Origin of the sequence: Prevotella melaninogenica (assembly GCF_018127925.1) — a bacterium.
GTDB lineage: Bacteria > Bacteroidota > Bacteroidia > Bacteroidales > Bacteroidaceae > Prevotella > Prevotella melaninogenica_C.
The window spans coordinates 1,160,001-1,176,668 of record NZ_CP072348.1; the positions used below are offsets into that span (position 1 = coordinate 1,160,001).

The window sequence follows — 16,668 nt, forward strand, 5'->3', positions numbered from 1 at the left end:
CATTACCTGATGGCAACTGAAGAGAGGGGTTGCGCTCGTTATGGCACTTAAGCCGACACCTCACGGCACGAGCTGACGACAACCATGCAGCACCTTCACAGAGACCCCGAAGGGCGTCATTATCTCTAAATCCTTCCTCTGCAATTCAAGCCCGGGTAAGGTTCCTCGCGTATCATCGAATTAAACCACATGTTCCTCCGCTTGTGCGGGCCCCCGTCAATTCCTTTGAGTTTCACCGTTGCCGGCGTACTCCCCAGGTGGGATGCTTAATGCTTTCGCTTAGCCGCTGATACCAGGTACCAACAGCGGGCATCCATCGTTTACTGTGCGGACTACCAGGGTATCTAATCCTGTTTGATACCCGCACCTTCGAGCTTAAGCGTCAGTTGCGCTCCCGTCAGCTGCCTTCGCAATCGGAGTTCTTCGTCATATCTAAGCATTTCACCGCTACACGACGAATTCCGCCAACGTTGTGCGTACTCAAGGAAACCAGTATGCGCTGCAAGTCAGACGTTGAGCGTCTACATTTCACAACACACTTAATATCCAGCCTACGCTCCCTTTAAACCCAATAAATCCGGATAACGCCTGGACCTTCCGTATTACCGCGGCTGCTGGCACGGAATTAGCCGGTCCTTATTCGTATGGTACCTGCAAATAGGGACACGTCCCTAACTTTATCCCCATACAAAAGCAGTTTACAACCCATAGGGCCGTCATCCTGCACGCTACTTGGCTGGTTCAGACTTCCGTCCATTGACCAATATTCCTCACTGCTGCCTCCCGTAGGAGTTTGGACCGTGTCTCAGTTCCAATGTGGGGGACCTTCCTCTCAGAACCCCTACTGATCGTCGCCTTGGTGGGCCGTTACCCCGCCAACAAGCTAATCAGACGCATCCCCATCCATTACCGATAAATCTTTACTTCAAATCTGATGCCGTCATCGAAGACTATGCGGTATTAGTCTGCCTTTCGGCAGGTTATCCCACAGTAATGGGAAGGTTGGATACGCGTTACTCACCCGTGCGCCGGTCGACGTCCAAAGAGTGCAAGCACTCAATGCCGTTTCCCCTCGACTTGCATGTGTTAAGCCTGTAGCTAGCGTTCATCCTGAGCCAGGATCAAACTCTCCATTGTAAAATATGTGTTGGTGATAAGTGATAGGTGATAAGTGATAATGAATACCACGTTAACCCAAGCACTCCACCGAGTAATCTCTGTTTCAGAACGCTTATCCTAAAAGTATCAAGTAAAAAGCACCTTTTCTTTTGTTCCTTTAGTTTTGAGGCGGTGCCTCAAAAGTAAGGACAACGAATTGATCGGTTCGTTTCTTTTACCCATCCATTTGATATAAAACCAAACAGACGCTTCTTGTACTACTTCTCTGTTTATGTAAATCTTTTCAAAGAACTCTTTCTTAAATGCTTTAAGTAACTTGCCAGGCGGCTTGTTTTGTAAAGCGAGTGCAAAGGTATACAGAAATTCCGTTCCCACCAAATGTTTTGAAGAATATTTTTCAAAAAACTTAAAAATCACCCAAAGCCTTGACACAAATCAACCAAAACAACACCCAAAACACATCTACCGCACCCCAGGAAGCCATAAAAACAAAAATAGCGCTTAAAAAGCCACAAAACAAGAAATAGCCCTTTAAACGCAAAATCGAAAACAAAGGAAATTTCAATTTTAGCAAAAAAAAACAAACACCTATAATAGAACAAAACTATATATTAATGCCACCAAAGCAGGCGCGCCCTGCTTTAAAATAATAGCTGGACTACTTGTAAAACCGCCATAAATAGCCACCAATGCTACATACGTCAAAAGACAACGCGCCCAAAACAAATCATTCGTTACCCAAACAGCTATTAAAATCAGCACTGCCAATAAAAGGTTATAGACACCTTGATTTTTAAATAACGTAGATACAGATGGGCGACTTAATTCCTCCACATCCATATTAAAAGTACGCGCAGTTGTTCTCGATTTAGTAAATATCGTTTCAAGACACATTATATATATGTGCTCGACAGCTACCAATGTAGCTAAAATCATAAAAGTAATATCCATACACAAAACATATATACTATAATAAAGGACAAAATCTGCACCTTGTCAATACAGTATAGACAAGATACAGATTTATATTTATCAACGTTTTCTATTCTATCAATGCAGCAAATACCACAATGCTTCTCCGAGACCCTTTCCACAGAAATAAATCATATATACGGAAAACACAGCCAAAATCCAACTATACCTCCGTGGACATCGCTGGAGAATCAAGGACAGAACGTCATTATTCATAATCAGATTACTTTGTAGCCTTAGCCTCTGGAGCCTCACCAATGAGATCCATGAACTGATCAAGCTTTGGAGTAATGATAATCTGTGTACGACGGTTACGCTGCTTACCCAACTCAGTATCGTTAGTAGCAAGTGGATTATACTCACCACGACCACCAGCTGTCAAACGCTTAGGATTTACACCAAAGCGATCCTGCAGATACTGCGCAACAGATGCTGCACGGAGACAAGAGAGATCCCAGTTATTACGGATATTCTTCATCTTGTCTGCAGATGTATTGATAGGCACGTTATCAGTGTTACCCTCAATCAACACATCATAATCCTTGTAATCAGTGATAATCTTAGCAATCTTGCTCAATGTCTGCTCAGCGCGATCATTCACCTCATAAGAACCACTCTTATAAAGCATGTTATCAGCCAAAGAGATATAAACAACACCCTTCAGAACCTGTACGTCAACCTCCTTCAATTCCTCACGGCTCAAAGAACGAGTAAGATTGTTTGTCAACACCATGTTCAATGAGTCACTCTTAGACTTCACCTCAACCAAGTGACGAATATACTGATTACTCTCGTTAATCTGGTCAACAAGTTTAGAGATATTGATATTGTTTGAGTTGGCATTTCTCAAACTATTATCAAGACTACCCTGCAATGCAGCAGCACTCTCTCTTGCCTGAGCCAACTGATCCTCCAAGCTCTTGATACGTGCGTTATTAGCAGCAATCGTTTCCTTAGCATTCTGATAATCTGCCGTCAACTGATTATTCTCTGTACGACAATTCTCCAAATCCTTCTTGCTGGCACAACTGCTAAATGCAAGTGTACCCAACGCTAAAGCTACGATAAAAAGACTCTTTTTCATATTTACTATTTTATTTTGGTTATTATTCTACTTGTAATAGATTCTTCCTAACATAACGTAAAAAGAAGTCAGTTCTACTGTTTTGAAACCCGCTCACATTATTATATAAAAACGACGCAAACAGGTACACAAAACTAACCTCATTTCACAGAATGCGGTATATCTATTGCAAAGATATTATAAAGACGTGTAAAACAAATAGTAGTATAACGAGTTTAGACATTTTTAACCTGAAACTTACAATTAATGGAACTTTTTGATGAAAATATACAGAATAAACAATTGGAAGATACAATAACCGAGAGACAGGTTCTTCGAGCAAGAAAGAACATAGGAACATAGGAAAAATGTTTGTATATACGGTGGATGCTCTCGCCCACAATGCGGAAGAGGCAAAGAGAAAGGATCAACTCCGAAGCGCAGACCCCATCCTGTTTTTCCAATGACAGGCGAGATAACAGGTGACCGATACCAAACTTGCCAAAAAGAAGAAAGAAATAAATCATCACTCTTTCGAGTTTTAACACTCAAAAGTTTGGATAACTCACTTATTTTCTCTATTTTTGCTTCCATAACAGTTTTGCTGTTTTGTCTTTAAAATCAGTTGTTTGGCGATTACTAATTTACAAAGAAAATTCGACAAATTGTTATGTTTCTATCTATATTTATTGGGGTGGAAAACTTTAGTTTATAAGATTACGTTTATTAGAGATGAAACTATTTGTAATAAGACTATTATATTCTCTATATTGTGTAGAAAGATGGAGTTATCGTATTCCGATACGAATACTTGGACCTTTTATCAACCGTGTGTGCAAACGGCTATATTTTTGGAATCCATTTGGCTATATTCAGAAAAATAATCCAACGTTAGAGCACTATATAAAAAATGTGTATAAAACAATGGAAGTCGTTTTTTATGATATAAATATAGGAATAGGTATTACGCGTGCAGAAGGAACATTAGCTTTTATGTTTGTTCCTTATGAAATGCTTATTCTATCAGTTTTCAAGAAATTTAGAATACTTCCTATTCAGAATTCCCATTTCCATATATCTCTTATAATCACTTGTGTTCTCTCCTTACTGTTTACCTACTTCTTGACCGAAAAAAATGAGGAATATATAGACTATTTCCAGAAATTTGAAAGTCATAAGAATAATGCAGTTTGGCATGCCATTTCTTCTATATTTTTCATTGGCGCAGTTTGCGCTGGTATAATCTTTATTATGTGGTGGAATGAAAACTAAAGCAGAATCTGAAAATATGAAGAAATTATATTTTATCTCAACAGCGGCTTTTGTTAGGTTCTTCCGTTAAATGCGTGGATGCTTTTCATATTGCTTTAGTGGAAGAACCGAAGTTACTTATTAAACAGAAATATAGCTAAGACCGTCAACTTTCTATTCTTTTATCATCCTCTGAAACTGAAAACCTTTTCATTTTAAGACTTCGAAAATCTGTAGACAAGAATTTGAAAAATCATTACACAATTCCGAATAAAACATCTATAAATAACGGCAAAAACGTATACACGGAGCAGGTTTGTAACCATAAGGAAATCAATTGGTTATAAAGTAGAAAAGTGAAAGGTGCTTAATTGGACTTCAAAAGGGCGTTAGTTAGCCTTCAAAAGAGCATCTTTCGCAAGTCAATTAGCCGTCTTTTAGAGCATAAAAGAGCATATATTGATTTTGATCTGATTAAAAATAGTTTACAAACATCGGTCAATAAGAGCATAAACTGCTTGTAGGCGGCGGATAGATATAGTATCAATTTGCATTTTATCTTGTAGCTTATCCCCAGTGAATAACCATCTAATTTGGGATAGTCATACTAAGCAGGTGTATAAGTCTTATACTATTTTCAATTTATACATTTAACGGAAGAACCAATTATTTTCATGAAAAGAAATTCAAGACAACAAATACAACTTCCGTAGGATAAGACTGACAAAACCGAGTCTGATTATTTATAATACCTAAGAAGACTAAAAAACACTGGACAAAAAGGCAGTATATCCAAAGAATATCGTATCTTTGCAAACAGAAGTAACACCAAATTTTATATAAAGACTATGATTCTTTTCTTCAGAACTCAGTCCAAAAGCGTGATTGCCACGGAAGTCAATCATGCATTATCCGACGCGGAAATCAACGAACTTTGTTGGCTCTATGGCGATGCCACCTACTTGCAGAACGAAGAAACGCTGCAGGGTTACTACGTGGGACCACGCCGTGAGATGATTACTCCTTGGAGTACGAATGCCGTCGAGATTACTCAAAACATGAGTCTTGACGGCATTTTGCGTATAGAGGAGTACTTCCCTGTAAGCAGTAAAGAGGCTGAACACGACCCGATGTTGCAACGTATGTATGACGGTCTGGACCAGACCATCTTCACCGTCAACCACGAGCCTGAGCCTATCAAACGTGTGGAGGACTTGGAGAAGTTCAATGAAGAGGAAGGCTTAGCACTCTCACCAGAGGAGATGGAATATCTACATAAGATAGAGAAACAGAATGGCCGACCACTCACCGACTCTGAAATCTTCGGTTTCGCACAGATTAACTCTGAGCATTGCCGCCATAAGATTTTCGGTGGAGAGTTCGTCATTGATGGTAAGGTGATGGAGAGCAGTCTTTTCAGCCTCATCAAGAAGACTACAAAAGAGAATCCAGGTAAGATTCTTTCAGCTTATAAAGATAACGTAGCTTTCGCACAAGGTCCAGAGATAGAGCAGTTTGCACCAGCAAACCAAAGCACATCCGACTATTTCCGAGTAAAGCCTATTGAGAGTGTTATCTCTCTGAAAGCCGAGACCCACAACTTCCCTACTACCGTTGAGCCATTCAATGGAGCAGCAACAGGTACGGGTGGTGAGATACGTGACCGTATGGGCGGTGGCGTTGGTTCATGGCCAATTGCAGGAACAGCAGTATATATGACCGCTTACCCTCGTCTGACAGAAGACGACGGTACAACTCCAGCCCTTCGCGATTGGGAAGACATCCTTCCTGTCCGTCAGTGGCTCTATCAGACTCCAGAGCAGATTCTTATCAAGGCATCTAACGGTGCAAGTGATTTCGGTAATAAGTTTGGTCAACCGCTGATTACTGGCTCACTGCTCACATTTGAGCATCAAGAGAATGGTGAGAAGTATGCTTACGACAAGGTGATTATGCTTGCTGGTGGTGTAGGTTATGGTGCTAAGCGTGACTGTCTGAAGGGTGAGCCACAAGCTGGCAACAAGGTAGTTGTTGTTGGTGGCGATAACTACCGCATCGGACTTGGTGGTGGTTCTGTCTCATCAGTTGATACGGGTCGTTATTCAAATGGTATTGAGTTGAATGCCATACAGCGTGCTAACCCAGAGATGCAGAAACGTGCCTATAATCTCGTACGTGCATTGGTAGAAGAGGACAACAACCCAGTTGTTTCCATTCACGACCACGGTTCTGCTGGACACCTAAATTGTTTGAGTGAGCTTGTTGAAGAATGTGGTGGTAAGATTGATATGACACAGTTACCAATCGGTGATAAGACACTGAGTGCCAAGGAAATCATTGCCAACGAGTCACAAGAGCGCATGGGCTTGCTCATCGACGAAAAGCACCTCGACCACGTGAAAAAGATTGCCGAGCGTGAGCGTGCACCAATGTATGTTGTTGGTGAGACCACTGGTGATGCCCACTTTTCATTTGTACAAGGCGATGGCGTGAAACCATTCGACTTAGACGTAGCACAAATGTTCGGTCATTCTCCAAAGACAATCATGAAAGATGAGACCGTTGAGCGCAAATATGAGAATGTTTCTTATAGTATAAATAAGGTGGAGGAATACCTCCAGCGTGTGCTTCAGTTAGAAGCTGTGGCATGTAAAGACTGGTTGACCAATAAGGTTGACCGCTCTGTTACAGGTAAGGTTGCCCGTCAGCAATGTCAGGGTGAGATTCAGTTGCCACTCTCTGACTGTGGTGTTGTAGCCTTAGACTATCGTGGTCATAAAGGTATCGCAACCGCACTCGGTCACGCTCCACAAGCAGGACTCGCATCACCAGAGGCAGGCTCTGTTCTTTCAGTAGCCGAGTCATTAACCAACATCGTGTGGGCACCATTGGCAGACGGCATGGATAGCTTAAGTCTTTCAGCCAACTGGATGTGGCCTTGTCGCTCACAGAAGGGTGAAGACGCACGTCTTTATAGTGCGGTTAAGGCACTATCAGACTTCTGCTGCGCTATCGGTGTGAACGTTCCAACTGGTAAGGATTCACTTTCTCTGACCCAGCAATATCCTAATGGAGATAAGATTATCTCTCCGGGAACCGTCATTGTTACCAGTGGGGGTGAAGTGAGCGATGTTCGTCAGGTGGTTTCTCCAGTACTTGTGAATGATAAGAACACACGCCTCTATCATATCGACTTCAGTTTTGACGAGCAGCGTTTAGGTGGTTCAGCCTTTGCACAGAGCCTCGGGAAGATTGGCAGTGACGTTCCAACCGTGAAAGAACCACAGTATTTCTGCGACTGTTTCGATGCTGTACAGGAGATGATTCGCCGTGGATGGATACTCGCTGGACACGACATTTCAGCAGGTGGTTTGATTACAACATTGCTTGAGATGACCTTTGCCAACGCTAAAGGTGGTCTTAACATCAACCTCCACGACATCAAGGGCGACGATGTTATCAAGAAGCTTTTTGCAGAGAATCCGGGTGTAGTTATTCAGGTTGCTGATGAACATAAGGAAGAAGTCAAAGAGTTCTTGACAGAGAACTGCATCGGCTTTGCCCGTATCGGTACACCAAGTCCAGATAAACGCACGCTCAGTATCGCTGATGGTGATTGGAAGGTAGCGTTCGATATTGATGCAATGCGCGAAACATGGTATAAGACATCTTACCTTCTCGACCGCAAGCAGAGTATGAACGGCATGGCAAAGAAGCGTGTTCAGAACTATAAGAAGCAGCCAATCGAGATGAAGTTTAATTCTGACTTCACTGGTACTCTCCAGCAGTACGGTCTCGATGCAGACCGTTGGAAGACTTCAACACCTAACACTCAGCATCCAACACCAAAGGCAGCTATTATCCGTGAGAAGGGTACCAATGGTGAGCGTGAGATGGCTTACGCACTCTATTTGGCAGGCTTCGAGGTGAAGGACGTTATGATGACCGACCTTATCACAGGTCGTGAGAGCTTGGAAGAGGTAAACATGATTGTCTTCTGCGGTGGTTTCTCTAACTCTGACGTACTCGGTTCTGCAAAGGGATGGGCTGGTGCTTTCCTCTATAATCCAAAGGCTAAGCAGGCACTCGACCGCTTCTATACACGCGAAGATACACTATCATTGGGTATCTGTAACGGTTGTCAGTTGATGGTTGAGTTGAACCTTATCAACCCAGAGCACAAGCATCGTGCTCACCTCTGCCACAATACCAGCAAGAAGTTTGAGAGTTCATTCTTGAACTTGACCATTCCACAGAACGATAGTGTAATGTTCGGTTCTTTGAGCGGTAACAAACTCGGTATCTGGGTAGCACACGGCGAAGGTCGTTTCTATCTGCCAGAGGCTGAAGATAAGTATAATATCATCGCTAAATACAACTACGCTGAATATCCTGGTAACCCTAACGGCTCTGACTACAATGTAGCAGGTATCTGCTCTGCAGACGGTCGTCACCTTGCAATGATGCCACACTTAGAGCGTGCTATCTTCCCATGGCAGCAGGCTTACTATCCACGTGAGCGTCGTCAGGAAGAGGTTACACCATGGATTGAGGCATTTGTAAATGCTCGCAAGTGGGTTGAAAGCAAATTGTAAAGTTTACCTCTCCCCTATTGAAGGTGTAATAGATTAGCACACCTTTATATATAGACTACACTGAGAAACGCCCTCATCTGAGTAATATTACCTAATAGGTATATGTGAACAGATGGGGGCGTCCGTAGCTCTCAAACATTGATTTCACTATAAATAACAAGACACAGTGGACAAAGATAACATTTCATCAACACCAAACACTCAACACCCATCACCCAAAGGCTTCTACTGGGAAGCTTTCAAAACCTTCTTTAAGATTGGAGCCTTCACACTTGGCGGTGGCTATGCTATGATTTCAATTATCCAAAATGAAGTCGTAGTGAAGAGAAAGTGGATTCCAGAAGACCAGTTTGTTGACCTGATAGCTGTTGCACAAAGCTGTCCTGGTGTCCTTGCTGCAAACATCAGTGTCTTTGTAGGATATAAGATGCGAAAGACACCGGGTGCACTCGTCACTTGTTTAGGTGCTATCCTCCCCTCATTCCTCATCATTCTTTGTATAGCTCTCTTCTTCCATCAGTTTATGGACATCCCATGGGTAGCAGCAATGTTCCGCGGAATACGCCCTGCAGTGGTTGCCTTGATAGCTGTACCAACCTTCACATTGGCTAAAAGTGCTAAAATATCATTGGCAAACTGTTGGATTCCTATTGTCACCGCCATTGCCATTTGGCTGTTAGGTGTCAATCCTGTTTACGCCATTCTTGCTGCAGGATTAGGTGGATTCCTTTATGGGAAGTTTATTAAACCAACGGAGTAAAACCTCCCCCAACCCCTCCAAAGGAGGGGAGAGCCTAACGGGATATACTTCGCAAAAGAAATATCGAATGGAATATCAAACGGAGCATCCGAAGGAGGGGAGAGCCTAATGGGATTATACTTTGCAAAAGAAATATCGAACGGAACTTGCGAAGAATTAAATAGCCTAATGGGATAATTTTGAAAAGAACAGCACACTAAAAACAGACTAATAACAGAAATAACAATATGATATTCTTAGAACTTTTCTACACATTCTTTATCATCGGACTCTTTGGATTCGGTGGAGGATATGGAATGTTATCACTGATACAAACAGAAACGGTTGTGAACCATCATTGGCTTAGCTCTGCAGAGTTTACCAACATTGTTGCTGTATCACAGATGACGCCCGGACCTATTGGTATCAACTCTGCTACCTATTGCGGTTATACAGCTGTACATAATGCAGGCTTTGGCGCAGGAATGGCAGTATTGGGTAGTCTCACCGCGACCATAGCCCTTGTACTCCCCTCGTTGATAATAATGATTCTTATCAGTAAAATGTTCCTCAAGTATATGAACACACCTGTTGTGCAGTCAGTCTTTGCAGGTCTACGCCCAGTAGTAGTGGGTCTATTAGCAGCTGCCACCTTATTATTATGTAATACTGAGAACTTTTCTGCACCAAGTATTAACCCTTGGCAGTTTTGGATTAGCTTGTTCCTCTTTGCTGCAACCTTTATTGGTACGATGTGGTTGAAGATAAACCCTATCCGCATGATATGTTATGCTGCCTTTGCAGGACTGATACTGCTTTATTAAGAAAGACCTCATTCACTGGTCTTCTCCCACAGAAAGGGGAGTGTTTACCCATCTTTCGCCATTGTGTTGTTGCCCAACACACATTGTGTTGTTACTGAGCACCAATCGTGCGGAGCCCTAACGAGGGTGTGTCAAAATGCAAATTAATAACTTGACAACTTTCAAACTATAAGTGTTTTTTTCTTAAAGCAAAGAAAAGACCATTTCTTTACTCAAAATAGAGTACAGAAATGGTCTTTTTAAAGAATTGTTTCAAACTGTAAGATTATCAAAATGGAATTTACATTTTGACACACCCTCAGTAGTTAGAGAGATACCACCAGCTCAACGGGAACTTACTAACCAAAGGGAGGGATAGTGTTATTTTTTCTTTATTTTCCTTGCCTATTCCATTTTATCTTCTTACCTTTGCCGCCGTGAAACAGTTAGCAATGACATATCAAGTGAACGAAGTACTGCAAAGAATTATTCGATTCTTTGCATCTTTTTGCACTTTATCTTTGGTCAATCCAAATAATTTGCTAACACACACACACACACACACACACACACACATTCGCACCTAGCGTCTAATAACACATTTTTTCTTCTCGCATACGCGCGCGCGAAGCGTGCCGTAACCCCTGTAAACAAAGGACTTTCAAGAGTTTCCTTTGTTCGCTTTTTTATGCCCTTTTGTGAACTCTGTTTAGAGCAAAATAAGAACGAAATGACAACTATTTTAATCAATGAAGTAATGAGAAAAAGGCAAGCACAGAAGAGTTACTCTGCACCAACGTGCATGATAATTCAAGTAAGCGAAACTAGTTATTTGATGGACACATCTATGCCTGGTCAGCACAAGAAAGCAAATCATGGTACTGGACCGTCCAGTGCAAAAGAAGCCCAAGCATGGCTAGACAGCGATGAAGAAACATCAGATAACTCCGCTTGGGAAGACTAACAGAAAGTTATAAACAAAAATCACAAACAAACAAAGTAATAATGAAAACAAGACAATACTTTAAAAGCCACCTATTCTCTCTTGCAGCACTTTTCAGTATGTCACTGGTAGCTATCTCATGTGTCAGCGAAGACCTCGTGCAGAATAGTAAGGATGGAGAGAACGATAAAGGTTTTGCGACTTTCGTTGCAGACGTACCAACGCAAACTCGTACCTCAATCGATTACGCAACCGGTAATTTCTATTGGGAAGAGGGCGACAAGATATACGTAAAAGATGACGACGGCACGATACAAGTTAGTAACTCCGTAGATGCAGCCCACGCACATTCCTCCTCATTTCGATTTAGAGTGCCTGGAAAATTTAAGAATAGTCCAACTTATAAAGTTTATTATCTAGGTAAAGATGGAAGTAATAATCAGGTAACTATTCCAACAGCACAGACTCAAACAACGCCGAACTCAACCAAACATCTTGGCGATTCAGGTGACTATGGTACAGCTACTGCAACAGGTACTTTAGGAGGTAGCATTTTTAGCTTCGAGTTAGAGCATCAAGCAACTTACCTTGTCTTCCAGCCTTACACAAGCAACGCAGTATTGAAGAACTGCTACTTGACTAAAATCGAAGTAAATGCTGATGACGATATTGCAGAAACCTACACTATCGATCCTAGTACCGGAAACTTGAATAGTTCAGTAGGTGCTAAACAGATTACGATTGAGACGAAAGACCCAGTGATAGGCAGTGCCAATGAGAACGGCTTTCCATTGACAAATAATGCCCCTAGCGTAACCACTAATGGTGCCTACATGCTCATCAAGCCAGGTGTACATACCCTTAAGGTCCGTTATTGGGTAAAAGATTATGTAACTAACGTAGAAGGGACAATTACCAAAACTCTGTCTTCTTTCAACTATGCAAAGAACACTTACTATGATATGACAGCTAATCTTAATGCAAAAGATTACGATGCTTATCATTATTATATGTGGGACGCACAAAACAATTTTTGGTCGGGACATGAATGGGATACGGCTACACCTTGGCAACCAACGCTTGAAGATGATAACAATCCTAATTTCCCCAAAAAAGGTGATACTTTAGGACGTTATTATAATAATAGTTTTCCTGGTTATGGCGTAAGTAATCCTGCAACGACGACTCTTTTTAAAAGCCTACCTAATATAAATGAGATGTCTTGGTACTGTATGTACGGTGACCCACGTTGGGATGGAGATGGAGTATGGACAACTATGGGGCATTTATATAAAAGTGGTATGTGGATAAAGAAGAAGTCTGTATTAAAGGCAGGAGGTCATTATAATACAGAATACAGTGCCGATGGGATAACTGATTTACGTATAAATTTTAAGAATTATGAGAATACTAGTTTAACCCCAGGACTACCATCTGCATCAGAAATTGGAGACTACTTCTTTCTTCCATCTCTGGGATACTATCACAATGGCTCGACAACTTTCCTTGGAAGTGGTGGAGGTTATTGGTCATCAACAGGAGATCCACGAGACAAAGACAGTGCCTATTGCCTAATATTCGGCGATGTTAGTATGTCGACGAAGGGTGGGTATTTAAGAAGTCTTGGCTATAGAGTGCAGGTATTTGAATAGAACCAGTATTATTGACAAATACAAGATTATATCTGTTAAATTGAAAATTCAAAATCTTTAAGTTAAAGTACAAAAGGACTTTAACTTAAAGTAGGATGATACTTTAAGTTAAAGTAGGAAAGGAGTTTAAGTTAAAGTATAAAAGTAACAGAATGATAGGAGGAAAATAGATAGAATATTGTGATTGATAACGGGGCGTAGCCCATAGGTTGCGCCCCATATTTAAAAACCTAAAATCTTAGAATTATGATTAGTTTTAAAGTAAAAGAGAGCATTCTCCGAGTTGGTCCTAGAAAGGGACAAAAAGCCTATAGTGCTGTTCCTAAGGCTGCTAACAGATTTTCGTCTTCATGGCTTGTTGATCGGATCGTTCGTGAGACGTCGCTGAGTGAAGGTGATGTTAGAAATGTGCTTATCACGTTGAAGAACATTACGCGTGAGGTGGTTACGCTGGGTGGTTCGCTTGATTTGGGCGATATCTTTTCTTTCCGCACGGTGATTTCTTCTAAGATGGAGGCTAACGAAAAGGATGTCTGTGCCGACTCCCTGAAGCATCCACACATTGTGGTTACGTGGAAAGAACCTGTCCGTAAGGCGCTGAAAGATATTCAGGTGGATGTGGATAATCCTGCGAGGAAGAAACCGAAGGACCCCAAAAGCCCTGGTCCTTCTCCAAAAGAAAAGGAGGGTGGTGGACCAGTAGCTGGGTAACAGCCTCACCACCAACCCCTCTCCCGCGGGAGAGGGGAGTAAAGTAAGGAGGAAAGTGGATAGAGTGTAGAAGAGGATGTGCCGATGGCACATCCTCTTTTTGCGTTTGAATAGCATGTATATTAGCTAATGCTTGCAAGTCCCTATCAGTGGGGACTGCCCAGCCAGAGAGAAAAGGAGGTATTTATTTTATCTTCCATACATGATACCAGTATCATTATCAGAGTTGGAAATACGTTTATTGATACTTGATTTGCCTTTCCCATAATTCAAATTGAATGTGAAGTTAAGCAGAAGTATTCGTCTCAAACTCTTTGAGAAAGCCAGTTGTCGGTTAGGAGCGAGGCGTGATAAATTATCCGTTTCATTTGAGTATTGCTTAGAGAAAGGTGATGCCATGATGAGATTTAACGCCCATTTGTCTTTGTTATAACCTACTGATATGGCGTGATTCGCCTCTCCTTTGGTAAGAGTTTCACCCCATAATTCATTGTATCTGGTCTGTACTTCGGCTGTGAATACCCATTGTTTGTACATTACAAGTAGATTTCCATTCAGTCCCCAGTTCGAGAGTGTATGTGCGTAAGTATGCCCGTTACTGATGTACCGATTGAAGAATGGCGTAAGTTGTAACGATAACCAATCGCCAAAGGGATGCAACTTTATGTCCATTTGGGTATGTAGTCTGTGGAAGTTCTTTTGGTTATCTATTGTCCTAACAAACTTTCCGTTGTCAATATAAGTCTCTTCCATGATAGGGTGGGAATCGTAACTATACCTTCCGAATAACGATAGATCGCACCATTTTGTGCCCCAGTTTAAGGACAACTCATTCGATACGAAGGTTACAGACTTTAGGTTAGGATTACCCTTTCTAAGCTGATATACGTCAATATCCTGTGACACATTGCTCATGTCGGATAGTGAAGGAGCATAAGCCGAAACGTATCCTTGATATTTTAAAGTTACATTGTTACAAGGTTGATAAGCGAGAGAGAGCTTCGGACGAAGGATGAATTTCGATAACTTCTTATCGTGCTGATGGTTGTAAATACGCATCCCTCCCAACCCGAGGGTATAGGTCAGCTTGCCCAGTTTTGACATCCATTCAGTGTAAGCGAAGGTCTCCGCTGTATTCATATTTACCTGACTTTGGATGTTTCCATCATACGTGTTATTAGTGTACATCTGCGTATGCTTCAAGCCAAACGACAGTTTGCTATCCTTGAACATGCGCTCATAAATGCCCTCACCTATTATGGAGTACTTGTTACCATCAGTAATGGAAGCAATCGTCTGAGTAGGTTGTGTGGTTGATGATAAGGTGTATGTACGCTGGCTATGGCTATTGATGTAAGTGCCAATTAGGTCGAAGTACAAGTGCTGGTTATGGGCAAGCTCGGTTTGAAAATACAAATCTAACGAGGGTGTGTTATCGTGTCCATGCCTAAAGTCGGTGATGTGGTAAACGTCAGTACCACGATAAAGCGTACTGATTCTATCCTCCATAGAGTTAGATTCTTTATTGTAGTAATCACGGAAGATAGCACTAATACTGCTCTTCTTAAATGAATAGTTGTACCACAGAGAGAAACTCATATTATCGAACTTAACCTTTGTTGGCTCACCAATCTCTCTATTCTCTATGGTCTGATGAGGGTAGTGGTACTCCTCGTAGTTCTCTCTTTTCCACTTCAAATCACGCCTATTCCAATAGAAAGAAGACTTTATCTCGGATCTACCTTTGTGATAGTTGGCAGACAAAAGGTTTTCTCCATAGCCTAACATCGATAGCCCATTGGTGAGGTCACCATTGATGTTTCCACCTTTATTCTTATACTTCACAATGAAGTCGAGGACGGCTGCTGCACCATTAAAACGTAGTCCGGGCATATCGTGGTATTCAACCTTTACAATGTCTTGAGGGCGTAGGGCTTTAACTTCTTCTATCTTTGCTATGACACCATTAATGCGTAATTGAACTGCATCTCCAGTCGTCGTCGTGATGGTATTATCAATTGTATTGACCCGAATACCAGCTAATTGCATGTTCTGTATGAGCATAACTCCGTTAGTAGAAGCCTTTAGCTGGAGTTTTGAAGGGGTGATAATACGCCGGTCAATCTTCTGTATTTCACGCTTCCCAACCACTTCTACGCCTTTTAACTCTTGTGTGGAAGGAGTCAGTTGAATCTTTCCAAGGTCGGTATTCCTTTGTGTGTTCTCCAGAGATACACGATAATCAGTATATCCCATATAGGTTATGATGAGTTCTTTGTGCCCATCGCTCTCCTCCATTGTAAGGTTAAATAAACCCTCATTGTTGGTTACTGTCTGTGTAATTAACGTTGTTTGGGTGACCAACTTGACTACGGCACCAATGATAGGGGATGTTGTTTCGTCAGTAACTTGCCCTATTATGACAACTTTTGCATGCAAGTTAACGTAAAAACTCAGTGCTGCTATGCACAGAAGAAATCTTTTCATTATGGTTATATCTTATAGGTTATTAGATGGATAGAGGCTTTGGTTCTGCCCTGAGTGATTGTTGTTTCCTCTTTAACCACTATCAATTAAAAACTAAAACTCTGCGAAGTTAAAAAAAAACAACGGCATGACAAAAACTCTTCGCATGTTTTTTACATAATTGTAGATACTTTCTTGGATGCTTGTTGTTCGATAAGCTCTTCTATATAAAAAGGTTAACTTGATACTCCCTAACCCGTAATTACTCCGCTTCTTTCGTATAAAAACAACTAATTAAAGCATCCGTGAGACCTCCTCGGATAAGAACATGATCTTTCCATCTTATACCTACTT

General features: G+C 41.6%; 10 protein-coding genes, 1 rRNA gene and 1 pseudogene (1 of these 12 cut by a window edge). 7 read left to right on the forward strand and 5 right to left on the reverse strand.

Translation table 11 applies throughout. The annotated features are described in order from the left end of the window. The 4 genes and pseudogenes from J4861_RS10365 to J4861_RS10380 form a co-directional block, all read right to left on the reverse strand. Positions 1–1,137, reverse strand: a 16S ribosomal RNA gene (locus J4861_RS10365) (it extends 394 nt beyond the left edge of the window). A gap of 570 nt (positions 1,138–1,707) precedes the next feature. Further along, positions 1,708–2,070 (reverse strand): DUF1304 domain-containing protein, encoded by a 363-nt coding sequence (locus J4861_RS10370; protein ID WP_211816763.1) that lies wholly within the window; start codon positions 2,068–2,070, stop codon positions 1,708–1,710. Between the two features lie 244 nt (positions 2,071–2,314). Then, positions 2,315–3,175: an OmpA family protein gene (locus J4861_RS10375; protein ID WP_211816764.1), complete on the reverse strand. Its 861-nt coding sequence runs from the start codon at positions 3,173–3,175 to the stop codon at positions 2,315–2,317. Between the two features lie 338 nt (positions 3,176–3,513). After that, positions 3,514–3,748 (reverse strand): annotated as a pseudogene (locus J4861_RS10380) (IS4 family transposase); the annotation flags it as partial. A 330-nt stretch (positions 3,749–4,078) separates the two neighbouring features. Here J4861_RS10380 and J4861_RS10385 point away from each other — a divergent pair. The 7 genes from J4861_RS10385 to J4861_RS10415 all read left to right on the forward strand — a co-directional run bounded on the left by J4861_RS10385 (position 4,079) and on the right by J4861_RS10415 (position 13,848). After that, positions 4,079–4,426, forward strand: a complete 348-nt coding sequence (locus tag J4861_RS10385; protein ID WP_211816765.1) for a hypothetical protein — start codon at positions 4,079–4,081, stop codon at positions 4,424–4,426. 827 nt (positions 4,427–5,253) lie between these two features. Next, positions 5,254–9,000, forward strand: coding sequence for a phosphoribosylformylglycinamidine synthase (gene purL / locus J4861_RS10390; RefSeq protein ID WP_211816766.1), 3,747 nt, complete (start codon positions 5,254–5,256; stop codon positions 8,998–9,000). A 166-nt stretch (positions 9,001–9,166) separates the two neighbouring features. Next, positions 9,167–9,760 (forward strand): chromate transporter, encoded by a 594-nt coding sequence (locus J4861_RS10395; protein WP_211816767.1) that lies wholly within the window; start codon positions 9,167–9,169, stop codon positions 9,758–9,760. A gap of 227 nt (positions 9,761–9,987) precedes the next feature. Then, positions 9,988–10,563 (forward strand): chromate transporter, encoded by a 576-nt coding sequence (locus J4861_RS10400; RefSeq protein WP_211816768.1) that lies wholly within the window; start codon positions 9,988–9,990, stop codon positions 10,561–10,563. Positions 10,564–11,299: 736 nt separating this feature from the next. Further along, complete coding sequence (locus J4861_RS10405) at positions 11,300–11,506, forward strand: hypothetical protein (RefSeq protein ID WP_249110833.1); 207 nt, start codon at positions 11,300–11,302, stop codon at positions 11,504–11,506. 41 nt (positions 11,507–11,547) lie between these two features. Then, complete coding sequence (locus J4861_RS10410) at positions 11,548–13,137, forward strand: hypothetical protein (RefSeq protein WP_211816770.1); 1,590 nt, start codon at positions 11,548–11,550, stop codon at positions 13,135–13,137. A 246-nt stretch (positions 13,138–13,383) separates the two neighbouring features. Continuing rightward, on the forward strand, positions 13,384–13,848 hold the full coding sequence (locus J4861_RS10415) for an HU family DNA-binding protein (RefSeq protein WP_211816771.1): 465 nt from the start codon (positions 13,384–13,386) through the stop codon (positions 13,846–13,848). 189 nt (positions 13,849–14,037) lie between these two features. Here the strand turns inward: J4861_RS10415 and J4861_RS10420 are convergent, their stop codons facing one another. After that, entirely contained in the window at positions 14,038–16,335 is a 2,298-nt protein-coding gene (locus J4861_RS10420; protein ID WP_211816772.1) for a carboxypeptidase-like regulatory domain-containing protein, read from the reverse strand. Positions 16,336–16,668: the final 333 nt, after the last annotated feature.

Coding starts and splice junctions, on each gene's coding strand:
- J4861_RS10420 (WP_211816772.1), bottom strand. CDS start 16,335: ATGAAAAGATTTCTTCTGTGCATAGCAGCACTGAGTTTTTACGTTAAC.
- J4861_RS10405 (WP_249110833.1), top strand. CDS start 11,300: ATGAGAAAAAGGCAAGCACAGAAGAGTTACTCTGCACCAACGTGCATG.
- J4861_RS10415 (WP_211816771.1), top strand. CDS start 13,384: ATGATTAGTTTTAAAGTAAAAGAGAGCATTCTCCGAGTTGGTCCTAGA.
- J4861_RS10400 (WP_211816768.1), top strand. CDS start 9,988: ATGATATTCTTAGAACTTTTCTACACATTCTTTATCATCGGACTCTTT.
- J4861_RS10410 (WP_211816770.1), top strand. CDS start 11,548: ATGAAAACAAGACAATACTTTAAAAGCCACCTATTCTCTCTTGCAGCA.
- J4861_RS10385 (WP_211816765.1), top strand. CDS start 4,079: ATGGAAGTCGTTTTTTATGATATAAATATAGGAATAGGTATTACGCGT.
- J4861_RS10370 (WP_211816763.1), bottom strand. CDS start 2,070: ATGGATATTACTTTTATGATTTTAGCTACATTGGTAGCTGTCGAGCAC.
- J4861_RS10375 (WP_211816764.1), bottom strand. CDS start 3,175: ATGAAAAAGAGTCTTTTTATCGTAGCTTTAGCGTTGGGTACACTTGCA.
- purL (WP_211816766.1), top strand. CDS start 5,254: ATGATTCTTTTCTTCAGAACTCAGTCCAAAAGCGTGATTGCCACGGAA.